The organism is Micromonospora sp. HNM0581 (genome assembly GCF_012726175.1).
Lineage (GTDB): Bacteria > Actinomycetota > Actinomycetes > Mycobacteriales > Micromonosporaceae > Micromonospora.
Genome location: NZ_JAASAD010000024.1, coordinates 32,217 through 49,622, shown reverse-complemented (window position 1 = coordinate 49,622; position 17,406 = coordinate 32,217). Strand labels below are relative to the sequence as shown.

16 protein-coding genes and 2 pseudogenes are annotated in these 17,406 nt (G+C 69.5%); 11 read left to right on the top strand and 7 right to left on the bottom strand.

Annotated elements, in window-relative coordinates:
• Positions 1–192: 192 nt before the first annotated feature.
• Entirely contained in the window at positions 193–477 is a 285-nt protein-coding gene (locus HCA58_RS21490) for a dihydrofolate reductase family protein (protein ID WP_346776073.1), read from the top strand.
• A gap of 128 nt (positions 478–605) precedes the next feature.
• On the opposite strand, the pseudogene HCA58_RS21485 reads toward HCA58_RS21490, so the two are convergent.
• Both HCA58_RS21485 and metK read right to left on the bottom strand, forming a co-directional pair.
• Positions 606–1,255: pseudogene (locus HCA58_RS21485) on the bottom strand (response regulator transcription factor); the annotation flags it as partial.
• 49 nt (positions 1,256–1,304) lie between these two features.
• A pseudogene (gene metK / locus HCA58_RS21480) lies at positions 1,305–2,494 on the bottom strand (methionine adenosyltransferase).
• Between the two features lie 142 nt (positions 2,495–2,636).
• Here metK and rfbB point away from each other — a divergent pair.
• Positions 2,637–3,626: a dTDP-glucose 4,6-dehydratase gene (rfbB, locus tag HCA58_RS21475; protein ID WP_169599678.1), complete on the top strand. Its 990-nt coding sequence runs from the start codon at positions 2,637–2,639 to the stop codon at positions 3,624–3,626.
• Between the two features lie 58 nt (positions 3,627–3,684).
• Here rfbB and rfbA read toward each other — a convergent pair whose 3' ends face one another.
• Together rfbA and HCA58_RS21465 are read right to left on the bottom strand one after the other, a co-directional pair.
• Positions 3,685–4,557: a glucose-1-phosphate thymidylyltransferase RfbA gene (gene rfbA / locus HCA58_RS21470; RefSeq protein WP_013287171.1), complete on the bottom strand. Its 873-nt coding sequence runs from the start codon at positions 4,555–4,557 to the stop codon at positions 3,685–3,687.
• Positions 4,558–4,573: 16 nt separating this feature from the next.
• Entirely contained in the window at positions 4,574–5,353 is a 780-nt protein-coding gene (locus HCA58_RS21465; RefSeq protein ID WP_169599674.1) for a cyclase family protein, read from the bottom strand.
• Positions 5,354–5,506: 153 nt separating this feature from the next.
• On the opposite strand from HCA58_RS21465, the gene HCA58_RS21460 reads away from it, so the two are divergent.
• From HCA58_RS21460 to HCA58_RS21430, 7 genes are all read left to right on the top strand, one after another.
• Entirely contained in the window at positions 5,507–5,947 is a 441-nt protein-coding gene (locus HCA58_RS21460) for a nuclear transport factor 2 family protein (RefSeq protein ID WP_169599672.1), read from the top strand.
• A 67-nt stretch (positions 5,948–6,014) separates the two neighbouring features.
• A complete protein-coding gene (locus HCA58_RS21455; RefSeq protein WP_169599670.1) occupies positions 6,015–6,755 on the top strand; it encodes an SDR family NAD(P)-dependent oxidoreductase in 741 nt (246 codons plus the stop codon).
• Between the two features lie 54 nt (positions 6,756–6,809).
• On the top strand, positions 6,810–8,072 hold the full coding sequence (locus HCA58_RS21450) for an activator-dependent family glycosyltransferase (protein WP_169599668.1): 1,263 nt from the start codon (positions 6,810–6,812) through the stop codon (positions 8,070–8,072).
• Positions 8,073–8,182: 110 nt separating this feature from the next.
• Positions 8,183–9,454: a beta-ketoacyl-[acyl-carrier-protein] synthase family protein gene (locus HCA58_RS21445; protein WP_169599666.1), complete on the top strand. Its 1,272-nt coding sequence runs from the start codon at positions 8,183–8,185 to the stop codon at positions 9,452–9,454.
• Entirely contained in the window at positions 9,451–10,650 is a 1,200-nt protein-coding gene (locus tag HCA58_RS21440; protein WP_169599665.1) for a ketosynthase chain-length factor, read from the top strand. Before HCA58_RS21445 ends, HCA58_RS21440 begins: the two co-directional genes overlap by 4 nt.
• An 11-nt stretch (positions 10,651–10,661) precedes the next feature.
• Positions 10,662–10,931 (top strand): acyl carrier protein, encoded by a 270-nt coding sequence (locus HCA58_RS21435; RefSeq protein ID WP_145822453.1) that lies wholly within the window; start codon positions 10,662–10,664, stop codon positions 10,929–10,931.
• Positions 10,928–11,686: an NAD(P)-dependent oxidoreductase gene (locus tag HCA58_RS21430; RefSeq protein WP_169599664.1), complete on the top strand. Its 759-nt coding sequence runs from the start codon at positions 10,928–10,930 to the stop codon at positions 11,684–11,686. Before HCA58_RS21435 ends, HCA58_RS21430 begins: the two co-directional genes overlap by 4 nt.
• Here HCA58_RS21430 and HCA58_RS21425 read toward each other — a convergent pair.
• The gene (locus HCA58_RS21425; protein ID WP_169599663.1) at positions 11,676–12,461 is read right to left on the bottom strand and encodes a phytanoyl-CoA dioxygenase family protein; all 786 of its coding nucleotides are present in this window, start codon (positions 12,459–12,461) and stop codon (positions 11,676–11,678) included. The two genes, HCA58_RS21430 and HCA58_RS21425, sit on opposite strands and share 11 nt — an antisense overlap.
• 180 nt (positions 12,462–12,641) lie before the next feature.
• Here HCA58_RS21425 and HCA58_RS21420 point away from each other — a divergent pair, with 180 nt between their 5' ends.
• Together HCA58_RS21420 and HCA58_RS21415 are read left to right on the top strand one after the other, a co-directional pair.
• Positions 12,642–13,847 (top strand): aromatic ring-hydroxylating dioxygenase subunit alpha, encoded by a 1,206-nt coding sequence (locus HCA58_RS21420; protein WP_169599662.1) that lies wholly within the window; start codon positions 12,642–12,644, stop codon positions 13,845–13,847.
• A 65-nt stretch (positions 13,848–13,912) separates the two neighbouring features.
• Positions 13,913–15,130, top strand: coding sequence for a class I SAM-dependent methyltransferase (locus tag HCA58_RS21415; protein WP_169599661.1), 1,218 nt, complete (start codon positions 13,913–13,915; stop codon positions 15,128–15,130).
• A 43-nt stretch (positions 15,131–15,173) separates the two neighbouring features.
• Here the strand turns inward: HCA58_RS21415 and HCA58_RS21410 are convergent, their stop codons facing one another.
• Positions 15,174–16,469, bottom strand: a complete 1,296-nt coding sequence (locus tag HCA58_RS21410) for an activator-dependent family glycosyltransferase (RefSeq protein WP_169599660.1) — start codon at positions 16,467–16,469, stop codon at positions 15,174–15,176.
• Between the two features lie 2 nt (positions 16,470–16,471).
• Positions 16,472–17,404 carry an aromatase/cyclase gene (locus HCA58_RS21405; protein WP_169599658.1) on the bottom strand — a complete coding sequence of 311 codons (933 nt, stop codon included), beginning with the start codon at positions 17,402–17,404 and terminating at the stop codon, positions 16,472–16,474.
• Between the last annotated feature and the right edge of the window lie 2 nt (positions 17,405–17,406).

The window sequence follows — 17,406 nt, the reverse complement described above, 5'->3', positions numbered from 1 at the left end:
ACATGACCCGGAATCAGAACAGCCAACCCCGTCGGCCCGCAGCCCGCCACGCCGCACCACCCGACAGCATCCACACAACCGCAGACCACACCCCAAGATCAACTTAAGCTACGCAGCATTGACCTTATGGCCGACTTCGCAAGCGTCTGGCAGGCAGCGAGAAAGGTCGTGTACTCCACGACTCTCGCTGCGGTGTCGACCGCCGACACCCGACTCGAACGCCGCTTCGATCCCGCTGAAGTACGCGAACTGAAGGCCACGGCCAGCAGCGATCTCACCGTTGGGGGTGCAAACCTCGCGGCGCAGGCTCTTGCGGCCGGGTTGGTCGACGAGTGCCAGCTGTTCGTCTGGCCCGTGGTCGTCGGCGGGGGTAAGCCGGGCCTGCCGACCGGCATGCGCGTCGACCTTGAACTCCTCGATGAGCGCCGATGCCGAAACGGCGTCGTGCACCTCCGCTACCGCCCTCTCGGGCAGTGAACGACGATCGCCAGCGCTTGCATGACGGCGGAGCGCTGACGGCTGATCCGACCGGAGACCTCCCAAGAAGACCAAAGTGGCCAGCGTTGGTTTCCGCGACCCGAGCCTGCGGGCGCCGATCCAATGCCGACGCGGCGTGTCTCGTAGGCCCATATCACGATTGCGACGCGGTTGCGGGCGTTGAGCTTGCGCATCAGGGCGGCGATGTGGGTCTTGACGGTGCTGAGGCTGATGGACAGCTCGTCGCCGATCTCGCTGTTGGTCCGCCCGCGAGCGGCAGTCAGCAGGACCTGTTCCTCGCGAGCGGTCAGCGGCTCGACAGGTTCAGGTGGCACCGAGCGCGGGCGGCTGTTCGCGAAGGAGGACAGGAGCCTCGCGGTGATGTTCGGTGCGATCAGGGCGTCGCGGCGGGCGGCGGCATGGATGGCCTGGGTGAGCATCTCGGCACCGGCGTCCTTGAGGAGGAAGCCTCGGGCGCCTGCCTTGAGCGCGCCGTAGACGTACTCGTCGAGGTCGAAGGTGGTGATGACGACGACGGCCAGAGGATCGGCGATGTCGGCCCCGGCGAGCTGGCGGGTGGCTTCGATCCCGTCGACCTCGGGCGCATGCGGATGTCCAGCAGGCACACATCGGGACGCAGCGAACGGGCCATGGAGGTCGCCCGGCGGCCGTCGGCGGCGTCGCCGACGACGGCGATGCCCGGTTGGGCGTTCAGGATCATGCAGAGCCCTGCTCTGACGATGTCCTGGTCGTCAGCGACCAGCACGCGGATGGTCATGACGCGCGCGCTGTCCGAGGAAGCGTGGCAGGCTTTCCCGCCGTTGTGTTCAGGCCGCGGCGTCCTTGAGGTCCTGCGCACGATCGGTGTTATCCCACAGCAGATCGGGCAGTTCCCGGCCGAAGTGGCCATAGACGGCGGTCTGCCGGTAGATCGGGCGGAGCAGGCGCAGGTCGCGGATGATCGCGGCCGGCCGCAGGTCGAACACCTCGTCTATCGCGCGCTCGATCCGGTGCGTCGGGACGTTCTCGGTACCGAACGTGTCCACGAGGAAGCTCACCGGGCGCGCCTTGCCGATCGCGTATGCGACCTGCGTCTCGCAACGCTCGGCCAGGCCGGCCGCCACCACGTTCTTGGCGACCCAGCGCATCGCGTAGGCCGCCGACCGGTCCAGCTTGGAGGGGTCCTTGCCGGAGAACGCGCCGCCGCCGTGGCGAGCGTATCCGCCGTAGGTGTCGACGATGATCTTGCGGCCGGTCAGGCCTGCGTCGCCCATCGGCCCGCCGATCTCGAATCTACCCGTCGGGTTCACCAGCAGCCGGTAGTCCTCGACGTCCACGCCCAGGCCGGTCAGCTCCGGCTCGATCACGTGTTCGCGCACGTCCGGGGCCAGCAGTGAATCGAGTTAGATGTCCGCGGCGTGCTGGGACGACACCACCACCGTGTGCAGGCGGGCCGGGCGCGAGCCGTCGTACTCGATGGTGACCTGGGTCTTCCGTCGGGCCGCAGGTAGGGGATCGTCCGATCCTTGCGCGCGGCGGCGAGCCGGCGGGCCAGCCGGTGCGCCAGCGCGATCGGCAGCGGCATCAACTCGGGTGTCTCCGAGCAGGCGTAGCCGAACATCATCCCCTGGTCGCCGGCGCCCTGGGTGTCGAGGGCGTGCACCGAGCCGCCGGCCACCCGCTCGATCGCTCGGTCCACGCCGCGTGCGATGTCGGGCGACTGCGCGCCGATGGAGAGGTTCACGCCGCAGGACAGACCGTCGAAGCCCTTCCGCGACGAGTCGTACCCGATGTTTAGGATGGTGTCCCGGACGATCTGGGGGATGTCCGCGTAGGCCCGCGTGGTCACCTCACCGGCGACGTGGACCTGACCTGTCGTGATCAGCGTCTCCACCGCCACGCGGCTTTGGGGATCCTGCGCGAGCAGGGCGTCGAGGACGGCGTCGCTGATCTGGTCGGCGATCTTGTCCGGGTGGCCTTCGGTCACCGACTCGGAGGTGAAGAGGCGACGTGTCACGGTGCTCCTCGGGGGTGGCGGACTCGGTCGCCGAAGCCTGGCGGCACCGGCTCAAGGAAGGCTCAAGAGCGGGCGGACGATGCGTCCATCGGCGTTCCAGTGATGTCGCGGCCGGGATCGTTAGCGTGCCCGTATGACGACCATGCTGATCACCGGCGGAGCGGGCTTCATCGGCGCGAACTTCGCGCACCACGTCCGTCGATGTCATCCCGGATACCGGATCATCTTGCTGGACGCGCTTACCTACGCAGGGAACCGCAGCTCCCTCCGGCCGATCCTCGATCACATCGAGTTCGTGCACGGCGACGTCCGTGACGCCGAAGTGCTGGATCGGCTGGTCGCGGCCAGCGACACCGTCGTGCACTTCGCGGCCGAATCCCACGTAGACAACTCGCTGCTGGATCCGGCGCCGTTCGTGCAGACGAATTTGGTTGGCACGTTCAACCTGCTCGAGGCGGTACGCCGCTACGATCGGCGGCTACACCACATCTCCACCGACGAGGTTTTCGGTGATCTCCCGCTGGACTCCGACGAGCGGTTCACCGAGTTGAGCCGCTACGACCCCTCCAGCCCTTACGCGGCCACGAAGGCCGGCTCCGACATGCTCGTGCGCGCCTGGGTGCGCTCCTACGGGGTGCGAGCCACCATCTCGAACTGCGCGAACAACTACGGTCCCTACCAGCACGTCGAGAAGTTCATCCCCCGGCAGATCACCAACATCCTGGCCGGTGACCGGCCGAAGGTCTACGGGCGGGGCGACAACGTCCGGGAATGGACCCACGTCGACGACCACAACACGGCGATAGACGCGATCCTGCGGTCCGGCCGGATGGGTGAGACCTACCTCGTCGGCTCCGGGCAGGAATGCGACAACCGACAGATCGTGCGCCTGATCCTCGAGTTGATGGGCCGGCCCGCGGACGACTTCGACTTGGTCACGGACCGCCCCGGGCACGACGCGCGCTATGCCAACGACAGCGACAAGCTGCGGACCGAGCTGGGCTGGAAGCCCCGGTACGCCGATCTTTCCGCCGGCCTGGCCGGCACGATCGACTGGTACCGCCGCAACGGGTGGTGGTGGAAGCCGCAGAAGGACGCGACGGAGGAGCGCTACCGACGACTGGGTCGCTGACCGGCTCCGTCCTGACGCCTGGCGGAGCCGGCCCGGGAACGGGCCGGCTCAGGCGTGCTCAGGCCAGCTCACCCGCGATGTCCATCACGTAACGGCCGTAGCTCGAACCAGCCATCGCCTCGCCCAGCCGGTGGCAGGCGGCGGCGTCGATCAACCCCATTCGCAGCGCCACCTCCTCGATGCAGGCGATCCGCACGCCCTGCCGGGCCTCCAGCGTGCCGACGTAGAGGCTCGCCTGGAGCAGCGACTCCGGCGTACCGGTGTCCAGCCAGGCGAAGCCCCGGCCGAGGTCGACCAGCCGGGCCCGCCCGCGTTCGAGGTAGACCTGGTTGACGCCCGAGATCTCCAACTCGCCGCGCGGTGACGGTCCGATGTTCTTGGCAATGTTGACGACGTCGTTGTCGTAGAAGTAGAGCCCGGTGACGGCCCGGTTGGAGCGTGGCTTCGCCGGCTTCTCCGCGATGGACACGAGTCGGCCGTCTCCGTCGGTCTCGGCCACACCGTAGCGCTCCGGATCGTGTACCGGGTAGCCGAAGAGGACGCAGCCGTCCACCTCGCGCGCAGTCTCCAGCAACAGGTCGGAGAAGCGCAGCCCGTGGAAGATGTTGTCGCCCAGCACGAGGGCGACCTCGTCGTCACCGATGTGGTCGGCGCCGATCAGGAACGCCTCGGCGATGCCGCCCGGGTGCGGCTGCTCGGCGTAGCTCAACCGGAGGCCGAGATGCGCGCCGTCACCCAGCAGCCGCCGGAACTGCACGAGGTCGGCGGGGGTCGAGATGAGCAGGATCTCGGTGATGCCTGCGAGCATGAGCACCGACAGCGGGTAGTAGATCATCGGCTTGTCACCGACCGGCAGCAACTGCTTCGACACGGCCAGCGTCAGCGGTCGCAGCCGGGTTCCGGAGCCGCCGGCAAGGATGATGCCCTTCACTGGTCCACCTCGGTCCTCAGTCGTCGATCAACGCGACGGCGCGCGTCCAGCCCGCACCGGCGCCGGCGATGCGGATGGGGAAGCACGCGACCCGGAAGCCGTACGGCGCGGGTAGCTCGCCCAGGTTGGCCAGGCGCTCGATCTGGCAGTACTCGCGCTCGCGCCCGACCATGTGCGCCGGCCACAGCACCGACCGGTCACCGGTCCTGCCGTAGCGGTCGATGATGTCGCCGAACGGCGCGTCCAGGCTGAACGCGTCGGTGCCGATGACGCGCACCCCCAGGTCGAGCAGCAGCCGGGTGGCGGGCCCGTCGAGGCCCGCGAACCGGGTGAAGTATTCCGGGGTACCCGCCCGGGCGTCGGCACCGGTGTGCAGCAGCACGATGTGCATCGGGTCGGGACGCCGGCCGATGCGCGCGAACTCCTTCTCGATGCGGGCCACGCCGATCACGCCCGTCCCGGCGTCGGTGAGGTCGAGGACCATGCCGGGCCGGAAGAACCAGTCCAGCGGCATGCTGTCGATGTGCCTCGGCGTCCCGTCGCCGTACGTGGTACGGGAACCGTAGTGCGACGGCGCATCGACGTGTGTGCCGGTGTGACTGGTCAGCGAGAGGCGGTCGAGGGACAGGAACTCGCCGTCGGGCAGCTCGTGCGGGTCGAAGTCGATCCCGAAGTGCTTGCGCATCTCGGCGCACATGTGTTCGGCGCCCTCGCGCGGGGTGAGCATCTTGTGCACCACCGGGTCGGGCTCGGCAGACGATGCGTCGATCGCTGAGGATAGGTCGATCAGCCGCACACAGCACCTCCGCGGTCGCGTCAGTCGGATGGCCTCGATGCTGCGCGCGGCGACCGGAACGACGGTCGAGCGTCGCTTGCGGCCGGAACCAGGGAAGTTCGATGTGTACCGGGCACCTTCGAGCGGAAGCCGAGAAAGCCGATGGAGGACTCCATGCCGCTGGACACCAATCAGACCGCGGGTGCGACCCACACGTACGCCCGGGTCCAAGACTTCTACGCCCGGCACATGCACCTGCTCGATGCCGGCGAGGCGGCCGAGTGGGCCGCCATGTTCACTCCGGACGGTGTGTTCGTCCCGCCGTCGGCGCCCGAGCCGATCCGTGGCCGCCAAGCGCTGGAGGCGGGCGTGCGTAACGCCGCCGCGGCGCTCGCGGACAAGGGCGAGCAGGTCAGGCACCTGCTGACGATGGCGGCGGTTGAGCCGCGCGCCGACGGTGTGCTCTTCGTGCGCAGCTACACGCAGGTCGTGGTGACGCCGCAGGGCGGCAAGCCGCGGTTGGACATCATGTGCGTGTGCGAGGACGAACTCGTTGCCGCGGGCGACGAGTTGCTGGTGCGGCACCGTCGGGTCACCCGCGACGACCTCCCCTGAGGGCCGTGGCCGTCGTCGTCGAGCGCGGTGCGAGCGCGGCACCGGCCGCGTGTGACAGGGTCGTCATGTGACACGACACGAGGAACGCGTCTGGCTCGTCACGGGCGCATCGCGCGGGTTGGGCCGGGCGGTGACCGAGGAGGCCCTCGAAGCCGGTGACCGGGTAGCCGGCCTGGCTCGCGACGTGACCTCCTTGGCCGCGCTCGACCGGAAGTATCCGGGCCGGCTGCTCGCCCTGCCGACCGACGTGTCCGACCGAGCGGCGGTGTTCGGCGCGGTGGATCGCGCGGTCGCCCAGCTCGGCGGCCTTGATGTCGTGTTCAACAACGCCGGCGAGCTGCTCGCCGGAATGGTCGAGGAGTACACCGAGGAGCAGGTGCATGATCACCTCGCCGTGAATTTCCTCGGCGCGCTGTGGGTGTCGCAGGCGGTGCTGCCGCGGCTGCGCGCCCGTGGCGCCGGTCACCTGTTTCAGGTGACATCGAAGGGAGCCGGTGAGGGGCGGGGCGGCTACGGTCTCTACGGCGCCGGCAAGGCCGCCCTGAAGGCCCTCAGCGAGGCCCTGGCCGACGAGAGCCGCGACTTCGGGGTCCGGGTCACGATGCTGGAACCCGGCCCGCACGCGACGACTCTCGGCAACGCCATGAAGTCGACGCCGCGCCTGGACGTGTACGACCGGACGCGGCGCCGCCTGGCAGCCGAGGCCCCGCCGCTGGGACCGGTCGTCAGCACCAGGAAGTCGGCGGCCCGGATCCTGGAGATCGCGGGACTCTCCGATCCGCCGATCCGGGAGCCCTTGGAGGCCTGACCGGCTCCAGCGTCGCTCAGCGTCACGTCGAGCGTGCGGCCGCATGGTGCGCGCATGCGAGTGCTGTTCACGCCGTTTCCGTCCAGTTCCCACGTCAACAATCAGGTGCCGCTCGCCTGGGCGCTGCGTGCCGCAGGGCACGAGGTCTGCATGGCGACCCAACCCGACGCGACCGAGGACATCCTCGGTGCAGGGCTGACCGCCGTGCCGGTTGGCGACATGCTCGACGTCGCACAGCACGTTCGCGACGCGGAGGCCCGCGAGGAGGAACGCCCACCCGCCGACGGCGAGGCCGGGTCGTGGCTCGACACCTTCGACATCAGCGAAACCCGCACCGAGTCGCTGACCTACGACTATCTCCACGGCACCCTGACCGCCTGGACGAACGTCGTCCTGCAGAACACCATGCCGCACCGGGCGCTCGACGAACTCGTCGCCTTCACCGCGCACTGGCACCCCGACCTGGTGATCTGGGATCCGATGTACTTCGCCGGCGCGATCGCCGCAAAGTCGTGCGGTGCCGCGCACGCCCGCCTCCTGTTCGGCCTCGACGTCCTCGGCAACCTGCGCCGGCACTACCTCGCGGCTCTCGCGGCCCGTCCCGCGATCCTGCGCGAGGACCCTCTCGCCGAGTGGCTCGGCCGGTTCGGATCCGGGTTCACCGAGGACCTTGTGGTCGGTCAGTGGACCCTCGACCCGGTTCCGTCCTCGCTCGCGCTGGATACCGGACTGCCGCGCGTCGGTGTGCGGTACGTGCCCTACAACGGCGCCTCCGTCGTGCCGGACTGGATCGGCGAACTGGAGGCCGGCACCGCACGCGTGTGCATCACGCTGGGCATGGCGCATCGCGAGGTGTGGGGCACCGATCGGCTCTCCGTCGGCCGGATCCTCCAGGGTGTCGCGGACCTCGGCGTCGAGGTGATCGCCACCCTCGACGACGTCGAGGCCGACGGGGTGCGGGTCGTGGACTTCGTGCCGCTGGACGTGTTGCTGCCGCTGTGCTCGGCGGTCGTGTCGCACGGTGGGGCGGGATCCTTCCAGACCGCGCTGGTGCACGGCGTTCCGCAGGTCGTCGTGCCGGACATGCTGTGGGACACCGGTCTGAAGGCACGCCGTCTCGCCGGGGCCGGTGCCGGCCTGTACGCCAACGACCTGACCGGCCTGCGGGACCTGGTCGGTCAGGCGCTTCACGATCGGGGGATCGCGGCGGCGGCCCGACGCCTGCGATCGGAGGCGCTCGCCATGCCCGCGCCGAGCGAGGTCGTAGCTCTCCTCGAACGACTCACGGCAGCGAACCGGCCATCGGCAGCGGGCTGAGAGAGACACCCGCTCCAGACACGCTCGACCTCGGCTCGAGCCCGCGACTCCATCGTCGATCGTAGGAGACCGGCACCAATGAGCAGGTCCGCAAGAGCGGGGGAGTCTGCGTGAATCAACGTCGGGTCGTCATCACCGGGATCGGCGTCGTCGCGCCCGGCGGGTTGGGAGCGAAGGCCTTCTGGGAACGCATCGTGGCGGGCACCCCGATGACCCGCCTGATCACCGCCTTCGACTCCACCGACTTCCGGTCGCGGATCGCTGCCGAGTGTGACTTCGATCCGTTCCAGTACGGCTTCAGCGAGCACGACATCGGGCGCTTGGACCGGGCCGCCCTGTTCGCGCTCACCGCCACGCGGGAGGCGATGAGCGACAGCGGCCTCGTCGTCGACCGCGACGACGCGCACCGGGTCGGGGTGAGTCTCGGTACCGCCGTTGGCGCCACGCTGCGGTTGGAGGAGCGCTACCGCGCGGTCAGCCACGAAGGGCGCGACTGGCTCGTCGACCATCGGCTCGCCGGCCCCGATCTGTACGACTACTTCGTGCCCAGCTCGATGGCGGCCGAGGTGGCCTGGGCCGCCGGCGCGGAAGGACCCAACGCCGTCGTGTCGGCCGGGTGCACCTCCGGCATCGACGCGGTGGGACACGCCTGGGACCTCATCCGCGACGGATCGGTCGATATGATGATCGCCGGCGCCACCGACGCGCCGATCGCGCCGATCACGGTTGCCTGCTTCGACGCCATCAAGGCCACGTCCAACACCAACGACGATCCAGGCACCGCCGCGCGGCCGTTCGACCGTACGCGTAACGGGTTCGTGCTCGGCGAGGGCTCGGCGGTCCTGGTCTTGGAGGAACTGCAGAGCGCGCGCCGCCGCGACGCGCACATCTACGCCGAGATCCGCGGGTACGCCTCCCGTGGCAACGCCTTCCACATGACCGGCCTGCGGCCCGACGGGCAGGAGATGGCCGCGGCGATCCGCGCCGCCCTCGACACCGCCCGCATCCCGGCCACCGCCATCGACTACGTCAATGCGCACGGCACCGCGACCAGACAGAACGACCGCCACGAGACCCAGGCGCTCAAGCGGAGCCTCGGCATGCACGCCTACGACTTGCCGATCAGCTCCATCAAGCCGGTCATCGGACACTCGCTCGGCGCCGTCGGAGCGATCGAGGTCGCCGCCAGCGCGATGGCGATCGAGTTCGACGTCGTGCCACCGACCGCCAACCTCCACCACCCCGACGCGGAGCTGGACCTGGACTACGTGCCACGCGAGGCCAGGCAACGCAAGCTCTCCACAGTGCTGACCGTGGGCAGCGGCTTCGGCGGATTCCAAAGCGCGATGGTGCTCGCCGCGCCCGAGGCGGTGGCAGCATGAGCACCGCCGTGGTGACAGGGCTCGGCGTCGTCGCGCCCAACGGCGTCGGTGCCGGGGACTACTGGGCGGCGACCCTGCGGGGCCGCAGCGCGATCGGGAGAATCGACCTGTTCGACGTCGAGGACTACCCGAGCCGCCTCGGCGGCGTGGTCACCGGCTTCGACGCCGAGAACCACCTGCCCAGCCGGCTGCTGCCGCAGACCGATCGCATGACCAGGTTCGCACTGGCCGCCGCGGACTGGGCGGTCGCCGACGCCGACATCGACCGGTCGGCGCTGACCGCGACCGACCTCGGCGTGTCGACCGCGAGCGCGTCGGGCGGATTCGCGTTCGGACAAAAAGAGCTCGAGCACCTGTGCGCCGACGGACCGAGCCACGTCAGCGTTTACCAGTCGTTTGCCTGGTTCTACGCCGTCAACTCCGGCCAGATCTCGATCCGGCACGACATGCGCGGCCCGATCGGTGTACTCGTCGCCGACCAGGCCGGTGGTCTCGACGCCATCGCGCACGCCCGCCGCTCCGTCCGAAAGGGCGCGCCGCTCGTGCTCACCGGTGGGATGGACTCCGCGCTGTCCCCGTACGGGCTGGCCGCGCTGATCTCCAGCGGCATGCTGTCCACCGCCGACGACCCGCGCCATGCCTACCTTCCCTTTGACCGCAAGGCGAACGGCCACGTGCCCGGCGAGGGCGGCGCCATCCTCACCGTCGAGGACGGCGACTGGGCCCGCGAGCGTGGTGCCCACGTCTACGGCGAGATCGCCGGGTACGCCGCCACGTTCGATCCCTCACCGGGCTCGGGTCGTCCGGGCAACCTCAGGCGTGCCGTGCGGGCGGCCCTCGCCGACGCTGGGGTCGGCCCGGACGAGGTCGGCGTGGTCTTCGCCGACGCAGCCGGCGACGCGGACGCCGACCGGGCGGAGGCCGAGGTGATCGTCGACCTCTTCGGCCCGCGTGGCGTCCCGGTCACCGCGCCCAAGACGATGACCGGTCGCCTGTACTCCGGCGCCGGCCCGCTCGACGTGGCGACCGCGCTGCTCGCGCTGCGCGACAAGGTTATCCCGCCGACCGTGAACGTCGTCGCGGACTACGCCCTCGACCTGGTCGAGGCCCCCCGGCCCCTGACGGCGTCGGTTGCCCTGGTGCTGGCCCGCGGCCGGCAGGGCTTCAACAGCGCACTGGTTGTACGTGCCCCATGAAAGGAAAACTGATGAGTCAGTCCGTCCGATTGAGCATTCCCGATCTGATGACCATCCTGGCCACCTGCGCCGGCGCAGCGGAGCCCGTCGACGCGGCCGCCGAAGACCTCGGCGAGGTCCCGCTGGCCGACCTGGGCTACGACTCCCTCGCGTTGCTCGAAGCGTCGAGCGCCGTCGAACGGCGGTTCGGTATCTCGCTGCCCGAGGAGGAGGTGGCCGAGGTGCGGACGCTGAATCAGCTAGGCGACCTGGTCAATGACCGCCTCGCCCAGGTCCGGTGACCGGTGCCGACCCGATGCGCCTGATCGGCAGCGGTTTCCTCGCCCGGCATCTGCGGCCGCTCGCGGACGCGTACCCCCGCGTCACCGTGCTCGCTGCCGGGGTACCGAGGCACCCGCTGCCGGCCGCCGAGCACGAGCGTGAGGCTCGGCTGGTGGCCGACACACTCCGGGACTGTGTGCGCGACGGCCGGCAGTTGGTGTTCTTCTCGACCGTCAGCATGTACGGCGGGCCGGGTTGCCAGGGACGCGAAGACGACCCCGTCGAGCCGGCCCTCCCGTACGGACGGCACAAGCTGGATCTGGAAGGGATGATCCGCGACTGCGGCATTCCATACCTGATCCTGCGCCTCGGGTACGTGCTCGGTCCCGGGGAACCGGAGTTCCGGCTCGTGCCCGCAATCATCCGGCAGCTTCGTGCCGGACGCGTCACGGTCCAACCAGGCGCCCGGCGCGACATCGTCCACGTCGAGGACTGGATGACGGTCGTCGACCGGCTGCTCGCCGCCGGCGTCACTGACGAGGTCGTCAACGTGGCGTCGGGGGACTGCGCTGAGATCGCGGCCGTGATCGACGTCCTGGAGCGGCATCTCGGCGTGACGGCCGAGCGGGTGCTCCTCGACTCGACAGTGTCGCACTGCCCGTCGATCGCCAAGCTGCGCACGCTCGTACCGGAGGTGAGGGCGTTGGGTTTCGGGCCGGGCTACCACCGCGTAGCCCTGGCCCGCTACCTCTCCTCCCTCCGCGCTACAGGGTGATGGGCGGGAATCCCTCGTCGTCCAGCGGCTGGCCGGGCTCGAATCCCGCCATGTGCCCGTCCTGGACGCCGGGGCGGTAGGTGGCGTCAGCGTTGACGTACACGATGCCGTGGCCCATCCGACGTGCGTCGGACGTGTTGCTACCGGCCAGATGCACGGTACGGCAGTGGTGAAACGCCACGTCACCGGCGCGCAGTGGCACGGTCACCCGCGGCTGCCACGGGAACTCCGGCCAGATGTCGGTGATGTCGGCGAACTCCTCGAAACTCGTCATGTGCTCCTGCCGGTGCTCGGGCGGTCGCAGGTGCGAACGGGGCACGTACGACAGGCAGCCGCGCTCGACCGGGACGTCGGACAGCGCCACCCAGGCGGTCAAGGCCCGCGACAACGACGACAACGGAAGCCCGGTCTCGTCGTCGTGTACGAGCGTCGGCGCCGCCTTGTGCGGCTCCTTCGCGAGCACCTCGCTGGTGTACAGCCGCATCGGGCCATCGGCGAGCTGCAGCGCGATCGAACCGATCGCCGGGTGAAGGGCCAGTTCCCGGATCGTGTCGCTCTTGCGCCAGGCCTGCGCGACGTAGTTAACCTCGACACCGTTGACGCCGTCCCAGATCTCCATGTGGCTGTCGAGGAGCTGGACGGCCGCCTCGGCATACCGGGCCACCTCGCCGGCGTCGAGCACGCCCGACACGTGGACGAAGCCCTGTTCCCGGTAGCGGCGGATGGTCTCGTCAGAAATCGGATCGATCATGCTTCGCGCGCCTGTGTCTCCCATGGACTACGTCCTCCCGTCACGGTGACTGCCGCCCACAGGGTGCGGCGCGCCGCTCGAGTCCTTCGCGTCAGCCGGTAGACCCGCACCGGCCCGGCGTGCTTGCTGCCCGAGTCCGTTTCGAGCGCAGCCTGGGATCGTCCGGAGTTCCAGCCCTACGACCGGGAAGAGAGTCGGGTTCTGATGACGACACCGAACCGGGGCAGCGGGGAGCTCGACGCCCTGTTGGACCAGTTACGTGAGTACGTGACGCCGCAGCCGCCGTGGATCAGCCTGCCGCCACGAGCGTTCACCTCGCCCGAGCTGTATGAGCTGGAACTGGACCGGATCTTCCGCCGCTCGTGGATCATGGTGGCCCGGGCGGACCAGCTCGCCGGGCCCGGCGATTACCTCGCGCTGACGATCGCGGGGGAGCCGTTGCTGCTGACCCGCGACCGCACCGGCGCACTCAACGCGATGTCGCCGATCTGCCGGCACCGGATGATGCCGGTCGTCGCGGCCGGTGCCGGGCGGGCCGAGCACTTCACCTGCCCGTACCACCTGTGGCGCTACGGCCTGGACGGCCAGCTGATCGCTGCGACGCACATGCGGGGGAACCCCGCCTTCGACCCCGGCACCTGCCGGCTTCCCGGGTTCGCCGTCGAACAGTGGCAGAGTTTCGTCTTCGTCAACCTCGACAGCGGCGCACCGCCGCTGCGCACCCACCTGAGCCGCATCGGCGAGGACCTGGGCAATTACGAGCTGGGCGCCATGACGCAGGTGGGTTCGTTCGTCGAGGACTGGCACTGCAACTGGAAGGTCGCCGTCGAGAACGTCCACGAGAACTATCACGTCATGGGCTTCCACCCGGAGACGATCCAGCCGTCGACGCCGGGCGGCTCCGACACCGACGTGCGCGACGATTCACCCCTGGTGCTGCGGTTCACGGTGCCGTTCAAGGAGCCGCAGGAGGTGGAGTTCCTCCTGCTGACCGAACAGGAGCGATGCCAGGTCTACAACGTCTCGGTCTTTCCCTGCACGAGTTTCGCCGCGGCCGGCGAGACGGTGATCTGGCTCAGCTTCATCCCGACCGCGATCGACCGGACCGAGGTGCGCGGCGGGATCCTGGCGCCGAGTCAGACCGTCGAGGGCACCGACGCCGAGCAGCTTCAGCAGATCCGCGAGGGGAACGAGGCCTACGCCGCGGTGATCAACGGCGAGGACCAGCGTGGCCTCGAAGAGGTGCAGCGGGCCGTCGGATCCCGTTTTGCCGGACGCGGTCACCTCAGTCCGAAGGAGCCGGCGGTGCCGGTGTTCTACCGCAAGCTCGCCGCCGCGCTGCTTGCCGAGGAGTACCGGGAACCGGCGGAGGCCGGCCCGCTAGCCGCCGTCCAGTCGTCGTTGAGCTGACGACCAGCGCCTTGGCCGACGGTAACCGGATCGGCAGCAGCCGCACGAGAATGGGGATACCGGTCATGTTGAGTTGTCGGACGTGCGGTGGGGAACTGCGCGAGTTCTGTGACTTCGGCCCGCAGCCGCTGTCCAGCGGCTTTCTGGAGCCGGACTACGTCGGCGACGAGTTCTTCTTCCGCCTGGCCGTCGGGGTGTGCGGGCAGTGCTCGATGGTGCAGCTGATCGAGGAGGTTCCGCGGCACCTGATGTTCAACGGGCACTACCCGTACCTGTCGTCGGGCTCGGCCACTATGCGCAAGCACTTCGAGCAGACCGCCAAGCACTTCATCGACATCGAGCTGACCGGCGACGATGCGTTTCTAGTCGAGTTGGGCTGCAACGACGGCGTCATGCTGAAGGTCATCGCCGACGCCGGGATCCGGCACTTGGGCGTCGAGCCCTCGCAGAGCGTCGCCGCGGTCGCCCGCGCCTACGGCGTACAGGTGACCACCGAATTCTTCCAGGAGTCCTCCGCACAGCAGATCCGGGCCGCATCCGGGCCGGCACAGGTGATCTACGCCGCGAACACCATCTGCCACATCCCGTACCTCGACTCGATCTTCCGCGGCGTCGACGAGTTGCTGGCACCCGACGGCATCTTCGTGTTCGAGGACCCGTACCTCGCCGAGATCGTCGACCGCACCTCGTTCGACCAGATCTACGACGAGCACTTCTACTTCTTCTCGGCCGTGTCGGTGCAGGCGATGGCGGCACGGTTCAGGTTCGAACTGGTCGACGTCGAGCGGCTGCCAGTGCACGGCGGCGAAGTGCGGTACACGATCGCGCGGCGCGGCGCCCGTCCAGCCTCCGCTCGGGTCGCCGCGCTGGTGGCCGAGGAGCACGGCCGTGACCTCGCCGGGCAAGGTACGCTGAAGCAGTTCGTCGGCCGGGTGGAGCAGGCCAGGGAGGAACTGACCACGCTGCTGCGGCAGTTGAAGGCCAACGGTCAGACGGTGGTCGGCTACGGCGCGACCGCGAAGAGCGCGACGGTGACGAACTACTGCGGCATCGGACCCGACCTGATCTCCTTCATCTCCGACACGACGCCGAACAAGCAGGGCCGGCTGACCCCCGGTTCGCACATCCCGGTGCGGTCGCGGGATGCGTTCGCCGCCCCGTACCCCGACTATGCGCTGTTGTTCGCCTGGAACCACGCCGACGAGATCATCGCCAAGGAGCAGGAGTTCCGGAAGGCCGGCGGCAAGTGGATCCTGTATGTGCCGGAAGTCCGGGTGGTCTGAGCCCGGCCGTGAACCGGCCGCAGCCGACAGGGAGGCGGCCGGTTCAGGTCTGCGCGAGCCGCCGCAGCACCGGTACCAGCTCCGCCGGGGTCGAAGCGGCGAGCATCTCGTGGCGCAGGTCGCCGGCGCAGGCCCGGAACGACGGCTCGTCGAGGACGCGTCGGATCAACGCCCGCACCTCGCTCGCCGCGGACCGTCCCGCGACCCCGCACACCGCCACCCCGGCGCGCTCCATGCGTTCGGCCCGCGGGCCGTTGCACCACAGCTTGTACGGCACGATGACCTGGGGTACGCCGTGGATGAGTGCGGTCTGGGAGGTGCCTGATCCGCCGTGGTGGATGATGGCGGCGCAGGTGGGCAGGAGCACGTCGAGGTTGACGAACTCGACGGTGCGTACGTTGTCCGGTATGGGGTAGCCGGGCGGGATCTGGCTGTTGCTCAGGGTGGCGACGACGTCGACGTCGAGGGTGGCGACGGCGTCGAGGAGTTCGGTGACCGCGGTCCGGTCCCCGCCGAGGGTTTCGCGGAACGAGCGGCCCAGGGTGAGACAGACCCGGGGCCGGGTCGGTGGCTCGCGTAGCCAGTCGGGGACGGTCGCGGGCCCGTTGTAGGGGGTGTAGCGCATCGGCAGGTAGTGGTGGTCGACCGGCAGCCGGAGGGAGGCCGGGACGGGGTCGATGGTGAACTGTCCGAGGACGGCCTGCTCGGTGAACGGGTGGCCGTGTCGGGCCAGGACGTCGCCGAGCCACTCCTGCAGCGGGTCGTCGCGCAGGGCCGGCACCCGCCCTCGCAGCAGCTCCAGGTGCCGCTGCCGGACATGGCCGACCAGATCCAGGCCGAACAGCAGCCGCCCGTGCGCCGCCCCACTCGCGATCGCCGCGACCGCACCGGCGAAGGTCACCGAGTCCCACACGACGAGATCCGGACGCCAGTCCCGCGCGAACGCGACGAGATCGTCGATCATTAGATCCGGGCACAGCGTCCGGAAGCCGAACATCGTCACAGCCGTCAGCTGCCTCTGCACGTACTCGTAGGTGAGGATCTCGTCGCGCAGCTCGCTGATGTCGGTCAACTCGATGTAGTCCGCCGGCGTCGGCTCGTCGTCGGGCGCCTCCTCGACCTCGCGCCGGTGCTGCTCGTCCAACTCCCGCACCTGCTCCTGCTGGTTCAGCGGCTCGCCGACCGCGACGGCTGTGAGCCCGGCGCCGGTGATCGCCTCCGTGAGATCCGGCTGGCTCGCCACCCGCACGTCGTGGCCGGCCGCACGCAACGCCCACGCCAGGGGCACCTGCGCGTGCAGGTGCGTCGGCTGGGCGAAGGTTGTGAAGAGCACCCGCATCGTCAGCCTCGGCGGGCCTGCTCCGCGTACGCCTTCGCGTGCCGCATCGTGGTGCCGCTGTTGCGCCCGAGCGCGGCGCGGATGTACGAGCGAGCGTCGGCGACCGTGGCATCCTCACCGAGAACGCCGGCGATCGCCGACTCGTTGATCACGACGGTGTGTCCGGCCACCATCTCGGTGTCGCCGTTGTGCTCGCGGAACGACCACAACCCGGTATGCGCGCTCATCAGCTTCGGCGTCTGCAGCTGCTTGTACACGATGCGGTCCGGCGGCAGGCAGATGCGGATCGACACGGTCGTGTGCACCGATCCGTCCGCGGTGCGGGTGTCCATGGCGAGGCTCTGGACACCGCGTACGCGCTCGTCGAGGACGACCCGGGCGACGTGCGGCAACCGCTGCGGCCACAGCCCGGCCTCGTCGATGACGGTGTACGCGTCCGCGGCCCTTCCGTTGATCGACACCGCGTCCTCGAAGGACAGCAGCAGCTCGTCGTCGCGCCCCGCCGCAGCGGCCAGCGCGCTCAGTTCGGCCTCGCTGTTGCGGTCGACGGCGCGCCGAATCCAGGCGAGGTGACCTGGATCGTCGTCGACCGCCCGGTAGGTGTGCAGCAGCCGCACGACCGTCTTGTCGGGTCCGGCCGGTTCGAACCGCCACTCGCCGCTCATGGCCGCCACCGGATGAGCTGGCCGGTCCTGCCGGAACGTGATCGAGCGTGCCGCCCGGTCCAGGATCCGCCGCGAGGTCCAGTTCTTGACCTCGTCGTTCGCGGTGGCCCAGATGCGGATCCGCTCCCCGTCGCCGCTGCGCTCGATCTGTTCGGCGTGCACGGTCGGTGGGAACACCACCGGCCAGCAGCTCACGTCGGCGACGAGGTCGTAGATCACCGCTACGGGTGCGGCCACGGTCACCCGGTGATCGGTGTGCTGTTCCGACATGT